This window comes from Thalassotalea sp. ND16A, assembly GCF_000764205.1.
Taxonomy (GTDB): Bacteria; Pseudomonadota; Gammaproteobacteria; order Enterobacterales; family Alteromonadaceae; genus Thalassotalea_A.
Window position 1 is genome coordinate 38,335 of sequence record NZ_JQDZ01000048.1, and the last position, 16,484, is coordinate 54,818.

A 16,484-nucleotide genomic window follows, 5' to 3' on the forward strand; every position below is an offset into this window, starting at 1 on the left:
CAATGTATATTCCCGGCCAACTAAATGAGTTAACTATTCGCGATAACCAACGACCCATCTAATTCTAGTACGTCACAATTGTCGCCTTCGCCGCCTCTATCAACCACGAGAAAATCAGTTTCGCTGCCAAGAGCCAAACAAAAGTGATGCCAAGTGCCTTTGTGGTAATTCACCCCCTGATTTGCATTGGCGATGAATACTTCAATGTTATTTACATCGAATTCGCCTGCCGGAGCTACTACAACTAAATATGAGTTAGAGCCCATTGGGATAAAGGCCTGGCTACCATGCGGGTGGCGTTCCATCATTTTAATGGCTATTGGTTGTGCCAAAGGTGTTGAGCGGAAAATATTGATCAAGGTATGACCGTCATTATCATTGACATCAACCTTAGCTAAATCGTGATAACGCTGGGTAAAACCGTCATTAATGGCAAAGTTTTTTGCCTCAGAGCTAGCTTCAATAACATCACCAAAGTCACTAAAGGCTTCACTGGTTAGTGGTTTAGGTGTGATAGTTTGCAATTTATCAGTCATCATAGTTTCCATTTGAATTACCTTTTAGCTGCCACGATAGGTTGAGTAACCGAACGCCGTTAATAGCAATGGAATATGGTAATGGGTGTGACTACCATCGAGTTCAAAAACAATATCAACATAGGGATAAAATCCATCTTCTTTATTGGCTTTGAAATAAGTGCTGGTGGCAAAATGCATCCGATAAACACCGGCAGCAAGCACGACATCATGACCTAATAAACCAGGCAAACGTCCATCTTCGTTGCTCATACCTGAGGCTAGTTGTTGCCAGCCATCATTAGTTCGTGCATATAAAGTGATTGGTACACCAGACGCGGGAAGGCCACGAGTGGTATCGAGTACATGAGTAGTAATTTGGCTCATAATAATTCCTTAATGTTTTGGATTAGCCTTCGGCTAATGCTTTATCAATGCGTAATTGGAAAATTTTTCGCTGCTCTTCGGCCGCATTGACTAATTCTTGTGCTTTATTATTTGGTAAACGAGCCTGCAGTAAATCAGACATTTGTTTCGCACTTTTACCGGTGGCACAAACGATAAAGATAAAACCAAACTTGGCTTCATAGTCACTATTGCCTTGCGCCAGTACTTCCAGCACATCGTCATTGGCTTCTTTTACCAGGCCTTGCTCATTACCCGCCAATTCTTTGGTATTGGCATATTTAGCGCGCAGGCTACTCACATCGCCAATTTTTGGGTGACCTTCGAACGCTTCTAAGAAATCACTGTCACTAAGACCTTGCCATGCAGTATCTGCAGCGGCTCTTAACCCTTGTTCACTAGCAAAAGATCGTGCTGCTACCATACGCTCTACCCACGCTGTAGAGGTACAGCATTGCATAAACGTGTGATTCGCTTGCTCGGGCGTTTGATTGTTTAACTCATCTAACGTCATCAGTTTAGCCCTTCTTACCGAACGTCCGTAAACGCGAAATACCACCATCAGGGAAAATATTTAACCGAATATGGGTAAACGTTTCTGTACTTGCCGGGATAATTTCATTGATAAATAAGTGCTCACGATGGGCGTACAATTTAGTACGGGCAATAATTGGTTGCCATTTATCTTCTTGCTGACCATCAGTGAAATCATCGCTCGTCGACACCATACCTTCTAAGGTAAAGGTATCTGGGAAGTTGCCTTTAAAGTGACAAGTATCAACGATAACTTTTTCAATGCTACCTTGACTGGCGAGTTTAACGATTGACCAATCCGGACCCGGATCACGACGACGTTTAGTCTCCCAGCCATCGCCCATATCTTTACCACGACCAGGCATGATCAAGTTGTTTTTGTCGCTAAAGAACATGTCACTGACTAATAACGCCTTACCGCCATTTTTGATGTAAGCCAAATCGATTAATTCACCAGCGATAAAGTGTTCCCAATTAACGTCTGCTTCGCCGTATACACGTAAACGTGCAACACCGCCGTCAGGGAACATGTTCAGACGTACATGGGTGTATGCCTTGTCATTGTTAATGGCAAAGATGTTTTGGCTGTGGGCTTCCACTGATGCTTGCTCAAGCACGGTTTCCCATACGGTATCGGCGTTTGGTTCAACTTCACTGACACACCCTTCTACCGATACCGACTCAGGCGCATTACCGCGGAAGTAGTTAGTATCGATGTCAAAACCGCGAATAACGCCTTTAATACCAAGACGAATAATGCACCAGTCAAATTCACGACCATTATCACGGCCGTAACTGCGACGAGATTCCCAGCCGTCCATCCATTTGCCACGGTCGGTGAATTTATCGTCGATAAAAATACCACGACCCGGTTTGATCAAATTTTCCATCTCGGCAAAAAAATCATCACTACAAGACAGTGTTTCACCGCCAACGCGTTCGCTGGCTAAATCCACACAATGGGTTTTTAATTTTGTTTCTAACGCAAGCGGCGCACCGCTTAGTTTATTCTGTTCCTGAGTATCTATGTCTAGCATCATGGCTTTGCTTTCCTACTTAAAATTTATTCTTGATATGGTTGTTATACCCATAGGTATTACTGTAACTATTGCTGGTGAGCACCTCTGCCAACTGATAATTACAATTTTCCTTTTAATAAAGGCCGCCCTTTTGGCGCATTAATGAATTCATCTAGCTGATATACATGGTGGCCACGAACAAAGGTATGTTCTACTTGGCCCGTGACTTTACGACCGGCATATGGGGTAATGTGGTGACGATGTTTGATCATCTCATTGGTGATGGTGTAGCTCACCTCAGGGTCAAATACCAAAAAGTCGGCGTGGTGGCCTACGGCAATCTTGCCCTTGACCGAGTCTAAACCGGCAAACTTTGCGGTTTCACTCGACATCAAACGAGCCAAATCCACCAAGGTAAAGCCACGCTCTTTCGCTTCGGTCCAAATTAATGGTAAGCCAAATTGCAATGCTGAAATACCGCCCCAGGCTTTTTCAATATCGCCAGTATCTATGTGCTTTAATTCTGGTGTACAAGGAGAATGATCAGAAACGATAAAGTCTAAGCGGCCATCAGTAACGGCTTGCCATAAGTGTTCACGGTTTTTGTTCTCGCGAATTGGCGGACAACATTTGAATAAGGTTTTGCCATCAGGGATATTTTCAGAGGCAATGGTTAAATAATGCGGACACGTTTCAGCGGTAAAACGTAAACCTTTACTCTTTGCCTGGGCGATAGTGGTTAAGGCTTCGTCTGAAGAAAGGTGAACGATATGTACTTTACAATTATCGCCCTGCTCTTTTGATTCTCTCGCCATATCCACCATTAATGAAATGGCGTCGTTTTCCCAGCTTTTTGGGCGAGATTCTAAAAACGAGTTGTATTCTTTGGTGATCACCACGTCATTGAAGCTACCACAGTCTAATTCCGCATGGATCAGGTAGGGTACGTCATGTTTCGCCAGGATAGGCATGGCGGCACGCATATCTTTGGCTGCCACCGGTGGAAACTCGGCAATACCAGAGTCAATCAAGAATGACTTAACTCCCAACACACCAGCATTAAGCAATTCATCTAAGTCATCGATGTTTTGTGGAATTACGCCGCCCCAAAAACCACAGTCGACCCATAACTTATCGTCAACGGAATCGAGTTTTTCTTGAAAAGCAGCTTTCGTGGTGGTAACTGGAATGCAGTTTAATGGCATATCGACTAACGCGGTAATACCACCGGCGGCAGCAGCTTGAGTGGCGGTGTTAAACCCTTCCCACTCGGTACGACCCGGTTCATTGATATGTACGTGTGAGTCAACCAGACCTGGCATGATGACTTTGTCACCAAAGTCTTGTACCGGGCAAGACAATACTTGTCCATGTGGATGAATGGCGTAGGTAAGTTGATCTTTTATTTCGACACAAGCGGCGATCATTTCACCGTCGCCATTGTTGTCGACTATGACATTGTTACTTTGTAGGGCAAAATGCGACACTTTGCTTCTCCTCTGGTTTGTACGGCTAATCAGTTGACTCTTCGCTGGTCAGTAATTGCTTAAATTCTTGCCAATGAATGCCCTGTTGTGAAACCGGACGGGATTTTGACTTCTGAGTATGGGTTGTCTTTTCACTGTGCTGAGCGGCGATTTGATTTTCGGCTTGCTGCTTTTCGCACTGATAATGTTGAATAATCTCTCCGGCAATCGACACTGCAACTTCCATTGGCAGCTTGCCACCTACTTGCTCAAGGCCGACCGGACAATTCATCCGCGCCACTTGTTGCGGGTCAATTTCTCGATGCTTAAAGCGTTGCTCAAAGCGACGTTTTTTCGTGTCCGAAGCGATTAAGCCTAAGTATGAAAAATCACCTCGTTTTAATATCGCCTGCGAAATCTCAAAATCCATTTGGTGATTGTGCGTCATCACGATGTAGTAGCTGTTTTCCGGCATCGCTTTTACTTCACGCTCGGGCTCATCGCTCACCACTTTTTCGACATTGTGATAAGTTTCAAGGCCTACCGGAAATTGCTCTTCACGACTATCAACCCAAGTTACCTGACACGGTAACTGCGCCAGAATCGGTAGCAATGCTTTGCCTACATGACCGGCACCAAACAACATGATATTGACGCCAACCGCGGCAAAGCATTCAAACATTACCGTGGCGTTCCCGCCACAACACTGGCCTAAATTACTGCCCAGTTGAAAATGCTCTAAGTGTTGAGCATTGTTACCGGTGGCCAGCATTTTTTGCGCGTACTTAGTGGCTTTATGCTCAAGATGACCACCGCCTATGGTGTCAAAAATGTCATCACGGCTAATCACCATTTTTGTACCACTGTTTCTCGGCGTTGAACCAGAGACCCCAACCAAAGTCACCAACACATAGGCTTGACCTTGTTTGCTTAGTTGGTATGAGGCACTGTTCCAGTTCATTTTTGTAGTCATAGTCATAACATTGCTCCTAAGCGGTTGCTTACGATTGCGCTTTCATCGCTTCAACGGCCCAAAGCACTCGCTCCGGGGTTGCTGGCGTATCTAGCATCGGACTGACTTTATGATCAGCAACGCTCGATATTGCATCTTTTAATGCCGACCAAACCGACATACCTAACATAAACGGTGGTTCACCGACGGCTTTTGAATTGTAAATGGTGTGTTCACGGTTTGGCGCATCTGGCACTAAGGCGACACGGAAATCTTCAGGCGCATCATTGATCGCCGGGATCTTGTACGTTGCCGGGTTATTTGAAAGTAAGCGACCTTGCTCATTCCACATTAACTCTTCCGTCGTTAACCAGCCCATACCTTGCACAAATGCACCTTCGATTTGACCAATATCAATCGCTGGATTAATCGAATGTCCTACGTCTTGTAAAATATCGGTACGCAGCATTTTGTATTCACCGGTTAAGGTATCAATTAACACTTCCGATACCGAAGCACCCGTGGCGTAGTAGAAGAATGGACGACCTTTACCGGTAGCCCGGTCAAAATGAATTTTAGGGGTTTTATAGAAACCGGTAGAAGATAATGAAACCCGTGCCATATAAGCGATTTGCGAAAACTCGGCAAAACTAAAGGTCTGCTCACCAACGATAATATTGTTATTTGCAAATGTCACTTGTTCTGCCGTTACCTGGTACTTTTCACAAGCAAAGTCTATTAAGCGTTGTTTAATGGTTTTTGCTGCTGCTTCCGCCGCTTTACCATTTAAGTCAGTACCTGACGATGCCGCCGTTGGCGACGAGTTTGGTACCTTGTCGGTACGCGCTGCAGAAATGGCAACCGTATCCACATCAACCTGGAATTCTTCGGCAACAATTTGCGCAACTTTGATATTCAAGCCCTGACCCATTTCACTACCACCATGGCTTAAGTGAATCGTACCATCAGTATAGATATGAACCAGCGCACCTGCCTGATTCAAATGCTGCACGGTAAATGAGATACCAAATTTAACCGGCGTTAAGGCGATACCTTTTTTCAGTATGGCGTTGTTGGCATTAAATTCAGTCACCGCCTGACGACGGGCCTGGTAATCAGAGCTTAGTTCTAATGACTCAATGATTTCAGCTAAGTTGTTATGTTCAACTTCTTGATGATAGTGAGTTTCGTTACGTTCATTATCACCATATAAATTAATTTTTCTGATTTCTAACGGATCTTTACCTAAATGACGGGCAATATCATCCATCACCATTTCAATCGTCATCATCCCTTGCGGGCCACCAAAACCACGGTATGCCGTATGCGATACGGTGTTTAGTTTACAACGATTACCGGTCACGGTTGCCTGGTCTAAGAAATAGGCGTTATCAGAATGGAACATCGCTCTATCAACAATGGCATCGGATAAATCCGGTGAATAACCACAGTTACCGTTTACTTCAATGTTAATCCCTTTGATTTGACCATCTTTGTCAAAACCAACGGTGTAGTTATTTTCAAATGGGTGACGCTTACCGGTCATGATCATATCGTCCATACGACCTAACTTGAATTTAACCGGACGATTGGTTTCATTGGCAAGTAACGCGGCAAGACATGCCCATGGGGCGGCCTGGGTTTCTTTACCACCGAAACCCCCACCCATACGGCGCATATCGACTAAAACTTTGTTCAATGGAATATCAAGTACTTCAGCAACAAGTTTTTGCACTTCACTTGGATGCTGTGATGAGGTGAAAATTTCCATGCCACCGTCTTCGGTTGGTACCGCCGTTGACACTTGACCTTCAAGGTACATGTGCTCTTGGCCACCGACAACGATTTCACCCGATAATTGATGCTCAGCACCCGCAATCGCGGACTCTGAATCACCACGCTTCATCGTAAATGGCGGGCGCACAAAGTTTTGTTTCTGCAGTGCATCTTTTACCGTTAATACCGCTGCAAGCTCTTCATATTCGATTTTCGCTAACTTTGCCGCTTTACGAGCAAGGTCATAGCTTGTTGCCGCCACGGCAAAAATTGGTTGACCAATATACTCTACCTTGCCGATGGCAAGTACCGGGTCACCCGGGAATACCGGACCAATATCGGTATGGCCAGGCACGTCTTCAACGGTAATTACAGCAACAACACCTTCAGCAGCTTTAACCGCGGATAAGTCCATGGAAAGGATATTCGCGTGTGCATAAGCAGATTGACCGGCAGCAGCGTGTAATTCGCCACGTAGTGCCGGACGGTCATCCACATAAATCGCAGAACCTGCGACTTGCTTGTCAGCACTGTCATGCTTTTTAGAACGACCGACACCACCTAAACCGACATTTTTTTGTCCGTTTACCACACTTTTATCAGTGTTTGAACTTGCTTTTCTTACATCAATTAAACTACGCATAATTTACCACTCGTGTTTCTATCGTTCTGCTTTGCAGCTCTAAATAGCACTTTTCAATAAGGTTTTGCGCAACGCGCATACGGTATTTGTCTGAAGCTCGAACATCAGACATCGGTTGGAAATCGGTTGCTAAAGCAATTTTTGCTTGCGCCACTGATTCTTTCGTTAGGGTGTTACCTTGCAACACGGCTTCTGCGGCCGGAGCTCGTTTAGGAATAGCCGCCATACCACCAAAAGCGATACGGATATTATTAATTATTTGACCCTGGCTCTCGCTTTTTTGTTCGATGAAGATGGCGGCCAATACGGCAGAGATATCGTCATCAAGGCGTTTAGAGATCTTATAAAGCTTTAAGGTTTGGCCAGCGGTTGGTTTAGGGATTTGGATTGACTTGATAAATTCAGCAGGTTTAAGTACGGTCTTTTTGTAGTCGACAAAATAATCTTCAACTAAAATTGTGCGTTCAACGCCAGCAACATGCAACGTCATTGTCGCACCAAGAGCAATAAGTGCTGGTGGCATATCACCAATAGGGGATGCGTTACCTACGTTACCACCTAAAGTACCGGTGTTACGTACTTGCTTTGAGCCGATACGTTCAATCATCTCGCCCAAATCTGGGTAATAATGATGCAAGGTGTCAATGAACTTACTGTATGGCAGTGCTGAACCAATCACTATTTCAGTATCGGTTTCTTCGATAGTCGTTAATTCTTCAACGTTACCAAGGTAAACAAGTTTATTTATCGTTGCTAAGTTTTGCGTAACTGATAATGCTAAATCTGTACCACCCGCCACTAACGTGGATTCAGGCTCACTGGTTAATTCATATGCTAATTCGTCGATATTTTTTGGGGCAACATAATCATGACCATTACCCGCTAAGCTTGGCGCAGGTAATTTTTGAAATTCTGTCAGCGTTGCCACCGTTTCCTGGTAATGCTTAGCAAAACTATCTTCTTCACTATCTACACTTGAGGTAATTGCCGCTTCGATGATTGAACGGTAGCCAGTACAACGACATAGGTTACCTGCTAGTGCTTCGAGCACTTCTGCACGATTGGGCGTTTTCTTTTGTTTATGTAAAGCAAATGATGACATCACAAATCCCGGAGTACAGAAACCACATTGTGAACCGTGGTTGTCAACAATGGTTTGTTGGGCATGATGTAACTTAACCCCATCTTTCAAATCTTCGACAGTGATCAATTGTTTACCATGTAAGCTACCAACGAAGGTAATACAAGAGTTGATTGATTTATAATGCAGCTGACCGGCATGGTCAGTATCGAGCTCTGCGAGTACTACGGTACAAGCACCACAATCCCCTGAAGCACAACCTTCTTTAGTGCCAGTATTGAATTGTATTTCGCGTAGGTATTGTAGGACCGTCAAGTTCGGGTCGATGTTTTCTATGGAAACAACGTCGTTGTTTAATAAAAAACGAACTGTACTATTTGTCATAATTTCTTCCGTTTCTGATCTGATCGAATTGGGGAATGATCAATTTGCTATGACTTAAATATATCAGAATCAAAACTTGACACAAGTGTCAATTTTATAAAATGTGTCAATTTTGTTAATAAAATAGGAAATATATGATTATTGTAGTTATTGGTTTACCTCTAAAAACATTGCAATCACACCCAAAAACCTAATAAAAACACTTTAAAATCAAAACGTTGAAACTTAGCCGTAGTATCCGAAGAATATTTCTCCGATTTATTTTCAAGAAATATTTTGCGCGATAATTTATTTGCTAATAAATCTGAATTGTAATGAAATTGACTGGTTCGGCTGGCATATTCATCGCTCAAGGATGAAAAAGGCATAGCCTAAATAAGAAAAAAAGGAAGATGATAAAGCCGAGTCGGCAAATGAAATATTTCGCCAGCAGCGATTGAAATAGAAATTTGTCCCAGCACTGAATTGCAACAATATTTATGCAGCCGGGTAAAAGTATCGATGCTGGGATGGTGAACAGATAACAGCGGGAATGGCTATTATACCAACCTCAGCTTCGAGGCTGGTATGAAATGATTAATCACCTTGGCTGGGCTTATATTATTGCCAAAGCACTGAGCAGCCAAGGCAACATAAATGCCGTAGTAAATGACGCTAAAGCCATACCTAAGCCGGAAAAAGCGCCCATGGTATTACTTTCCTGAAACGCTACGGCCGTCCCTAAGCCATGTGACGTTAAGCCCATGGCAAGGCCTCTGAATCGATCATCTTTAACGCCAATTAATGAGAATATTTTTATGCCCATAATGCCACCAACAACGCCGGTGGTTGCGGCCAACCCTGCAGATAAGGATACGATGCCACCTATTTGCTCAGATATGCCCATGGCCACCGGGGTAGTCACGGATTTAGGCGCTATTGATATTTGCGTTTGCACACTGGCACCAAATAAATCGGCGATACCGATAGCGCTTAACGCACCAATGAAGACGGAAGCAATTAAGGTAATAATAATGGGAATGAATAATTGCTTAATTCGATGCAATTGGTGATACAAAGGCACCGCTAAGGCAACGGTAGCAGGGCCAAGCAGAAAATGAATAAATTTCCCGCCGGCAAAATAATCCTGGTAACTGATACCAGTAATCAATAGCACGCTAATCACCACGACCATGGAAGTAATAAAAGGACTCAACACCGGCTGGTAATTTGATTTTTTATACAGATACATGGCAAGTACATAAGCCAGTAGGGTTAAACTTATGCCCGTTAACGGCGAGCCCTGGAGCATTAGCCAAATCGCTGAAATTTTTTCATCAAAGGTCATGCTTAGTCTCTTTTATCAAAAATTTGCTAGCAAAAGACATGATTAAAGCTGTACTGATCAGCATGATGATAGTGCTGCCGATTAGGGTAATGGTAATGGGTAACCACTCATCCATTAACAGCTGATAATGTGCCATTAAACCGACACTGACGGGGACGAACATTATCGACAAATGTCCCAACAGTGTGGTCGATGCGGTATTTAACGATTTGCCGACGCTGCCTTTTATGATCAGAGCACCAAGCAGCAGAACAATGCCGACGACCGGGCCAGAGACAGGTAATTCGAAAAAGATGACCAGCGCCTCACCTAATAACTGAAAAATTAATAACAACACGAAGCCTAAGATAAAGTCCATGGCGAGCCCTTAACAATGCTGGATTTACGGATATGGAGATTGGATAATCAATAGATGATAGCAGCAGTAAATTGCAATTTCATTTGATTTATCTCACTGGAGCAATTAAGGTAGAAAAACACAAGTGGTCCGACGTCTGATGAGTTAAGCGGTATAATTATCGTACATGTCTATCCAGCACGCTAATTTAGTTACCTTTAATGCGGCCAATAATCATTTTAATTTTCAGAGATTTTGAGTAAAACATGCCAGAGTATAAAGCCCCAGTACGTGACACTAAGTTTGTCATGCAAGAACTTCTAAATTGTGAACAGCATTATCAAACCTTAGGTTATGAAGACGCCAGCATTGACATGGTAGATGCCATCATCGCTGAAGCCGCCAAATTTAACGAGCAAGTACTGGCGCCAATAAACCAGATAGGTGACCAACAGGGCTGCAGCTGGTATGAGGGTGAAGTTTCGACTCCCGATGGTTTTAAAGAAGCTTATCAGCAATACGTTGCGGGCGGCTGGCCGACGCTGTCACAACCGGTCGAATTTGGCGGTCAAGGTCTGCCATCGTCATTAAACACCGCAATAGGCGAATTTAGCTCTGCCGCCAATCACAGTTTTGCCATGTACCCAGGGTTGAGCCATGGCTGTATGGCAACCCTGGAAGGCCATGGCAGTGAGCAACAAAAACAGATGTTCTTACCAAAATTGGTGGAAGGTAGCTGGACTGGCACCATGTGTTTAACCGAAGCACACTGTGGTACCGATCTGGGCATGTTACGCAGCAAAGCCGAATTGAATGACGATGGTACTTATCGCATCAACGGCAGCAAAATATTTATCTCTGCCGGTGAGCATGACCTGTCAGACAATATTATTCATGTGGTGATTGCCCGTATCCCCGGCTCTCCTGCTGGCACCCGTGGGATTTCATTATTTATCGTACCCAAGTTTAACGTCAATGATGACGGCAGCATAAGTGACAAAAATGGTGTCAGTTGTGGTTCAATCGAACATAAAATGGGCATTAACGGTAGCTCTACCTGTGTGATTAATTTTGACAACGCCACCGGCCATTTAATTGGCGAGGTGAACCGCGGCTTGCATTGCATGTTTACTTTTATGAATGCTGCTCGTCTCGGCGTAGCCAACGAAGGCGTGGCCGCCGCCGAAGCCGCATTTCAAGGCTCATTAGCTTATGCCAAAGACCGTTTGCAAATGCGCTCGATGTCTGGCCCGAAAAACCCTGAAGGTCCTGCCGACCCAATTATTGTCCATCCAGATGTGCGCCGCATGTTGTTGACGCAAAAATCCATTAGTGAGGGCGGCAGAGCCCTGATTGGTTACTTATCACAGCAGGTAGACATAGTTCAAGCAAGTACAGATGATGTGGCAATCGCCAAAGCGGAAGCAAACCTGGCATTACTGACACCAATCGCCAAAGCCTTTTTAACCGAAACGGGCCTGGAATGTACCAGCCATGGGGTACAGATTTTAGGTGGCCACGGTTTCATCAAAGAATGGGGCATGGAACAATTGATGCGGGATACCAAAATCAGTTGCTTGTACGAAGGCACCACCGGCATCCAGGCCCTGGATTTGCTTGGTCGGAAAATACTTGGTAGTAAAGGCGAGTTACTAAAAGGTTTCGCCGCAGAAATTGCCAGTTTTTGCTATGCCAATGGCCAAGACCCAGCTTTAAGCAATTACTGCCTGACGCTTGGCGGTTATGTCGAAGAGTTAGGAAAGTACACCGAAATTATTGCCGCAAAAGCGATGAAAAACCCGGATGAAGTCGGCGCTGCCTCGGTTGATTACCTAATGTATGCCGGCTACGTAACTCTCGCCTATTTTTGGGCTCGTATGGCAAAAGTTGCCAATGAGAAGTTGGCCCAGGACTCGGCAGACGGCGCGTTTTATCAAGCCAAAATGAAAACTGCCAAGTTCTATTTTGATCGAATTTTACCCAGAGCCAAAGGTCATGCTGCTTGTATGGAAAACGGCGCCGGGAGTATGATGGCGCACGCCGTTGAAGATTTCGCTTTCTAAAACCAAAGAAAATTCTAGGCAGCGCTCTTTCTAACGACGATGAGAAAGAGCGCACCGCATACATTGCCGCCAACAGCATTCGAAAAACTGCAGTTACCAGCCTGTTATCGTTTATTTTGCTACACTTTCTTTAACATCAAGTTGCCTACGAGGGAGGATAGTGATGAATAATATTTCACATCGGATCGGCATCAAGGCAGATATCAGCCGGGTATTTCACGCGCTAACAACCAATCAAGGGTTATCGCAATGGTGGACCAGACACACCATTGGCGATGCCAGCCAGGGCAGCATATTAACCTTTAATTTTCCTGACCATGGCCCAAGCTTTAAAGTGGTCGAACTCATCGCCAATAAGCGGGTGCACTGGCAGCACCACGGTGACATGCCTGAACAATGGCAAGGCACGTCAGTGATTTTTGAATTAACACAGGATGAGCAGCAGACCTGGTTGCATTTTTACCACAAAAACTGGCAACAGCGGTGCAGCTTTATGAGTCATTGCAGTATGAAATGGGCGATATTTATGCTCAGCTTGAAACAGTTCATCGAAACCGGTTGTGGCCGTCCTTTCCCGGATGACATTCAAATCGATCATAATGACTAAGCCCTTGTTCAAGGGCACAATTTTATTATCGGCAAGCAGTAACCTAGCTATGACACACGCATAAAAGCTGTTAGCATGTTTAGATATTGATTGTCAATTGAGTGGATGATATGGAAGTCTTGCGTTCTCTAATTTTTTCTTTTCTGCTGTGCTTTCTGTTGGCGGCATCGATAGCATGGGCTGCGCCTAATCCTGATTTTGGTAAAGAGGTTCCTGGTGAGGTAGCAGACAACCTGGTACAAACTACATTGGAAGATTGCCATGGTGCCGCTCAACAGGGTAGTACCTCTGGCACCTCTCCCTGTCAGGATTACAATTCGGACTTATATGAAAGTATTGACTATGATGCAGGTAAGGCTGAAAGTGCTGATATAAAAACGTTAAAAACAGGTTACGATAACGTTTACTATTATTTTGAAGTCGATTTTGTCAATCCCTGGAGCGTGGCGAACTCGACCGGGCATAGCATAAGTATAGAATTTGATGTTGACGCCGATGTTGAAAGCGGGCGAGGTGACTACTACATAAGCATTTATCAAAAAGAAGAATTTAATAAAAGTAGCTGGCAAGATGCTAAAGATCACGGCGGTTATGAAGCTTATGTGGATGCTAACAATGACGTTGGTGGCAATAATACCTCATCCCCCGATTCGGGAAACTCCGATGGCTATGAGTCCGATGTTAGTCAAGACAACAATAAGGTTTGGGCGCGAATAATCAACGGCAATTTTCAATTGGCCATTCACCGCTCTCTGCTAGGTACCGACGCGGCCTATACGCGTGTCTGGAGCCGTCAATCGACCAGTCTGCCGAAAGACAAAGTATATTTTCATGATCAAAATCCTTCTGATGCCATCAAGCAAATTGATAACCTATGTGGTTTGCCTATCCACGAAAACTGCGGCGGTGTCGGCCCCGCGCTCGAGCCGACATTGACCGTAGTCAAGTCAGCTGATACCAGCGTTGCCGCCCCGGGTGCTACCATTACTTACACGGTACTGGTGTCAAGTACCGCTGCCGGCGGTGAAGCCGAAAACGTCGTTGTGATAGATGACCTGAGCCCTTATGCTGTTTTATCCCTTGATGCCTATGGAACAAATGCGCCCTTCCAATTCTCGCCGGGGTCTTCAGGCCTGACCATGGAGACACCTTTGTATTCGAATAACGATGGCACATCGTTTTCCTATTCACCTACTGGCCCCTTTGATAACAATATTACCGATGTTCGAATACCGATGGCGGGAGTGATGAGCAATGGTGAAACATTCACACTCGAATATCAGGTTCAGGTGAAATAAATTATAACTGTCGTAGTTCTTCGTCCAATTGATATTTTTTGTCGGTAATAATCGCTTCTAATGTTGCTACTCTTTGTTTCAGTGTGTGCAGTTCAACAGCAGCACTAGGGTTAGTTTTACCGCTAGTCGAGTCGAACCATAGTTCGTTTGTCAAAGCCAAATGATCTCTTGCTAAATTTAAGTCAAGATTAAATTTTTCCCCAACCCAGCTTAACCCCACTATTAGTACCGAAATGCTGCTAAATAACAGTATAAACTCCATCATTTTTTATCCTCGTTTATGAAAATTGCCCGATTTATATTCAATAGTCTGGCGAAACTGAATTTTATTACAAAGAGTGAAAAAATAATGGCAAATAACTGCAAAGACTTGCTTAAAATCATCAATTTTAGAAATATCGACTATATTCAACTAAGTAAGCTGAGCTCAGGTTTCGTAAACGAATAGCCTAGGTTTAGGTTGAACCGTGGTTAATAACAAAAGGGTAAGCTGATGGATGCAATTGAAACCTCTGAAGTCCTCGAAAATATCGATATCGATGTGATCCAAAAACACCTGGATACTGTTATCGATTTGGCCATTACCTTCAGCACAAAAATCTTGGTCGCATTGTTAGTACTGTGGATCACTACCTGGGTAGTAAAACGCATTGTCAAACTCGTCGATTTAGCGATGAAGGCGCGAAAAGTAGAGCTTACTTTGCATAAGTTTCTGGTAAGTATTATCAACATTGGCTTACGCACCATTTCCATTATCATCTTTGCATCGATGATCGGCGTTGAAACTGCATCATTAATTGCTTTACTCGGTGCTGCGGGATTAGCCGTAGGTTTGGCATTACAAGGCAGTCTGGCGAATTTTGCCGGCGGCATTATTATCTTATTCTTCCGTCCATTTAAATCTGGTGATGTCATTGAAGCACAGGGCTTTGTTGGCACCATAGATGAAATTCAAATTTTTAACACCATTATGATCACCTTTGATAATCGTAAAATTTTCATTCCCAATGGTTTATTGTCGAACGGCTGTTTAGTGAACGACTTTAGCCAAAAAGTACGTCGCGTGGATATGAAATTTGGGGTCAGCTACTCCGATCATATTCCGAAAGTGAAAGAAGTGATAAAAGCGGTTTTAGATGCCGATAAGCGTATTTTGAAACAGCCGCACGCCGATATTTGGGTGGCAGAGCATGGCGCAAGTTCAGTAAACTTTTTTGTTCGTCCCTGGGTAAAAAGTGACGACTACTGGGATGTCTATTTCGCCATTCATGAAGAGATGAAGATGGCTTTTGATAAAGCCGGTATCAGCATTCCATTCCCACAACGCGATGTTCATATGATCTCCGTTGAAAATCCGGGTTAATTGTCAGACTATGCAACTATTTGTGATAACCTGAGCATAAGCTTGGGCAAAATATGAGAACGAAAATTGCTGTTAACTGAATTTAATACCGTAAACTTTTCTCCATCGTGTGAACGAAATAAACATGCCATTGCCGAGCAGTTATTGCGCTATTTCAAGCACAGCAAATCGGTCTTGGAAATAGGTAGCCTGTCGGGACAACATGCCGCACATTTTGCTCCGCTTTTACCCCACCTCCGTTGGCAACCCAGTGATTTAGCAGAAAATGTCAGAGCCTTAACACAGAATATCGCAAACTCAGATATCAGCAACATTGAAGCGCCTATCGCTTTAGACGTAAGCCATAGGCATTTATGGCCGGAGCAAAAATATGACGGTATTTTTAGCGCTAACAGCTTGCATATAATGTCTTGGTCGCATGTGGAATGTTTTTTCAAAAACCTACAACAATGTCTCGTCGAACATGCGGTATTGTGTATTTATGGTCCGTTTAAATATCAAGGTGAATTTACCAGTCGCTCGAACGCCAATTTTGATCTTTGGTTAAAAGACAGAGACATGGTCAGTGGTGTCAGAGACTTTGAAATGGTCCATCAGTTGGCAGAAGATATTGGCTTTAGCCTTAAACAAGACATCAATATGCCGGCCAATAACCAATTACTGATTTGGCAACGAAAATCCGGCTCTGCCAAGTAGAACGTGATTTCCAAATGG

Annotated in this window: 16 protein-coding genes; 5 read left to right on the forward strand and 11 right to left on the reverse strand. The window is 44.0% G+C overall.

Annotated elements, in window-relative coordinates; all coding sequences use genetic code 11:
* Positions 1 to 29 precede the first annotated feature (29 nt).
* The 10 genes from ND16A_RS10725 to ND16A_RS10680 form a co-directional block, all read right to left on the reverse strand.
* Positions 30 to 548, reverse strand: coding sequence for an ureidoglycolate lyase (locus ND16A_RS10725; protein WP_327144314.1), 519 nt, complete (start codon positions 546 to 548; stop codon positions 30 to 32).
* Positions 549 to 560: 12 nt separating this feature from the next.
* A complete protein-coding gene (gene uraH / locus ND16A_RS10720) occupies positions 561 to 902 on the reverse strand; it encodes a hydroxyisourate hydrolase (RefSeq protein WP_033077306.1) in 342 nt (113 codons plus the stop codon).
* A 22-nt stretch (positions 903 to 924) separates the two neighbouring features.
* A complete protein-coding gene (gene uraD, locus ND16A_RS10715) occupies positions 925 to 1,434 on the reverse strand; it encodes a 2-oxo-4-hydroxy-4-carboxy-5-ureidoimidazoline decarboxylase (RefSeq protein WP_033077307.1) in 510 nt (169 codons plus the stop codon).
* A gap of 4 nt (positions 1,435 to 1,438) precedes the next feature.
* A complete protein-coding gene (gene alc / locus ND16A_RS10710; protein WP_235282070.1) occupies positions 1,439 to 2,494 on the reverse strand; it encodes an allantoicase in 1,056 nt (351 codons plus the stop codon).
* A 98-nt stretch (positions 2,495 to 2,592) separates the two neighbouring features.
* Positions 2,593 to 3,960 carry an allantoinase AllB gene (gene allB / locus ND16A_RS10705; RefSeq protein ID WP_033077308.1) on the reverse strand — a complete coding sequence of 456 codons (1,368 nt, stop codon included), beginning with the start codon at positions 3,958 to 3,960 and terminating at the stop codon, positions 2,593 to 2,595.
* Positions 3,961 to 3,985: 25 nt separating this feature from the next.
* Positions 3,986 to 4,918 carry a xanthine dehydrogenase accessory protein XdhC gene (gene xdhC / locus ND16A_RS10700; protein WP_235282073.1) on the reverse strand — a complete coding sequence of 311 codons (933 nt, stop codon included), beginning with the start codon at positions 4,916 to 4,918 and terminating at the stop codon, positions 3,986 to 3,988.
* Between the two features lie 22 nt (positions 4,919 to 4,940).
* Positions 4,941 to 7,310 carry a xanthine dehydrogenase molybdopterin binding subunit gene (gene xdhB / locus ND16A_RS10695; protein ID WP_033077309.1) on the reverse strand — a complete coding sequence of 790 codons (2,370 nt, stop codon included), beginning with the start codon at positions 7,308 to 7,310 and terminating at the stop codon, positions 4,941 to 4,943.
* Positions 7,303 to 8,775, reverse strand: a complete 1,473-nt coding sequence (gene xdhA / locus ND16A_RS10690; RefSeq protein ID WP_033077310.1) for a xanthine dehydrogenase small subunit — start codon at positions 8,773 to 8,775, stop codon at positions 7,303 to 7,305. Before xdhA ends, xdhB begins: the two co-directional genes overlap by 8 nt.
* 595 nt (positions 8,776 to 9,370) lie before the next feature.
* The gene (locus tag ND16A_RS10685) at positions 9,371 to 10,102 is read right to left on the reverse strand and encodes an LrgB family protein (protein WP_033077311.1); all 732 of its coding nucleotides are present in this window, start codon (positions 10,100 to 10,102) and stop codon (positions 9,371 to 9,373) included.
* The gene (locus ND16A_RS10680; protein ID WP_033077312.1) at positions 10,092 to 10,460 is read right to left on the reverse strand and encodes a CidA/LrgA family protein; all 369 of its coding nucleotides are present in this window, start codon (positions 10,458 to 10,460) and stop codon (positions 10,092 to 10,094) included. The genes ND16A_RS10685 and ND16A_RS10680 overlap by 11 nt, the downstream gene beginning before the upstream one ends.
* A gap of 245 nt (positions 10,461 to 10,705) precedes the next feature.
* On the opposite strand from ND16A_RS10680, the gene ND16A_RS10675 reads away from it, so the two are divergent.
* From ND16A_RS10675 to ND16A_RS10665, 3 genes are all read left to right on the forward strand, one after another.
* A complete protein-coding gene (locus tag ND16A_RS10675) occupies positions 10,706 to 12,502 on the forward strand; it encodes an acyl-CoA dehydrogenase C-terminal domain-containing protein (protein WP_033077313.1) in 1,797 nt (598 codons plus the stop codon).
* A 163-nt stretch (positions 12,503 to 12,665) separates the two neighbouring features.
* On the forward strand, positions 12,666 to 13,109 hold the full coding sequence (locus ND16A_RS10670) for an SRPBCC family protein (protein WP_033077314.1): 444 nt from the start codon (positions 12,666 to 12,668) through the stop codon (positions 13,107 to 13,109).
* Between the two features lie 119 nt (positions 13,110 to 13,228).
* Positions 13,229 to 14,407, forward strand: coding sequence for a DUF11 domain-containing protein (locus tag ND16A_RS10665; protein WP_160173499.1), 1,179 nt, complete (start codon positions 13,229 to 13,231; stop codon positions 14,405 to 14,407).
* Between the two features lies 1 nt (position 14,408).
* Here ND16A_RS10665 and ND16A_RS10660 read toward each other — a convergent pair whose 3' ends face one another.
* Entirely contained in the window at positions 14,409 to 14,672 is a 264-nt protein-coding gene (locus ND16A_RS10660; protein WP_033077316.1) for a hypothetical protein, read from the reverse strand.
* Positions 14,673 to 14,900: 228 nt separating this feature from the next.
* Between ND16A_RS10660 and ND16A_RS10655 the strand changes: the two genes are divergently transcribed.
* Both ND16A_RS10655 and ND16A_RS10650 read left to right on the forward strand, forming a co-directional pair.
* Positions 14,901 to 15,770 (forward strand): mechanosensitive ion channel family protein, encoded by an 870-nt coding sequence (locus ND16A_RS10655; protein WP_052073023.1) that lies wholly within the window; start codon positions 14,901 to 14,903, stop codon positions 15,768 to 15,770.
* A 66-nt stretch (positions 15,771 to 15,836) separates the two neighbouring features.
* Positions 15,837 to 16,466 carry a DUF938 domain-containing protein gene (locus tag ND16A_RS10650; RefSeq protein ID WP_235282075.1) on the forward strand — a complete coding sequence of 210 codons (630 nt, stop codon included), beginning with the start codon at positions 15,837 to 15,839 and terminating at the stop codon, positions 16,464 to 16,466.
* Positions 16,467 to 16,484 lie beyond the last annotated feature (18 nt).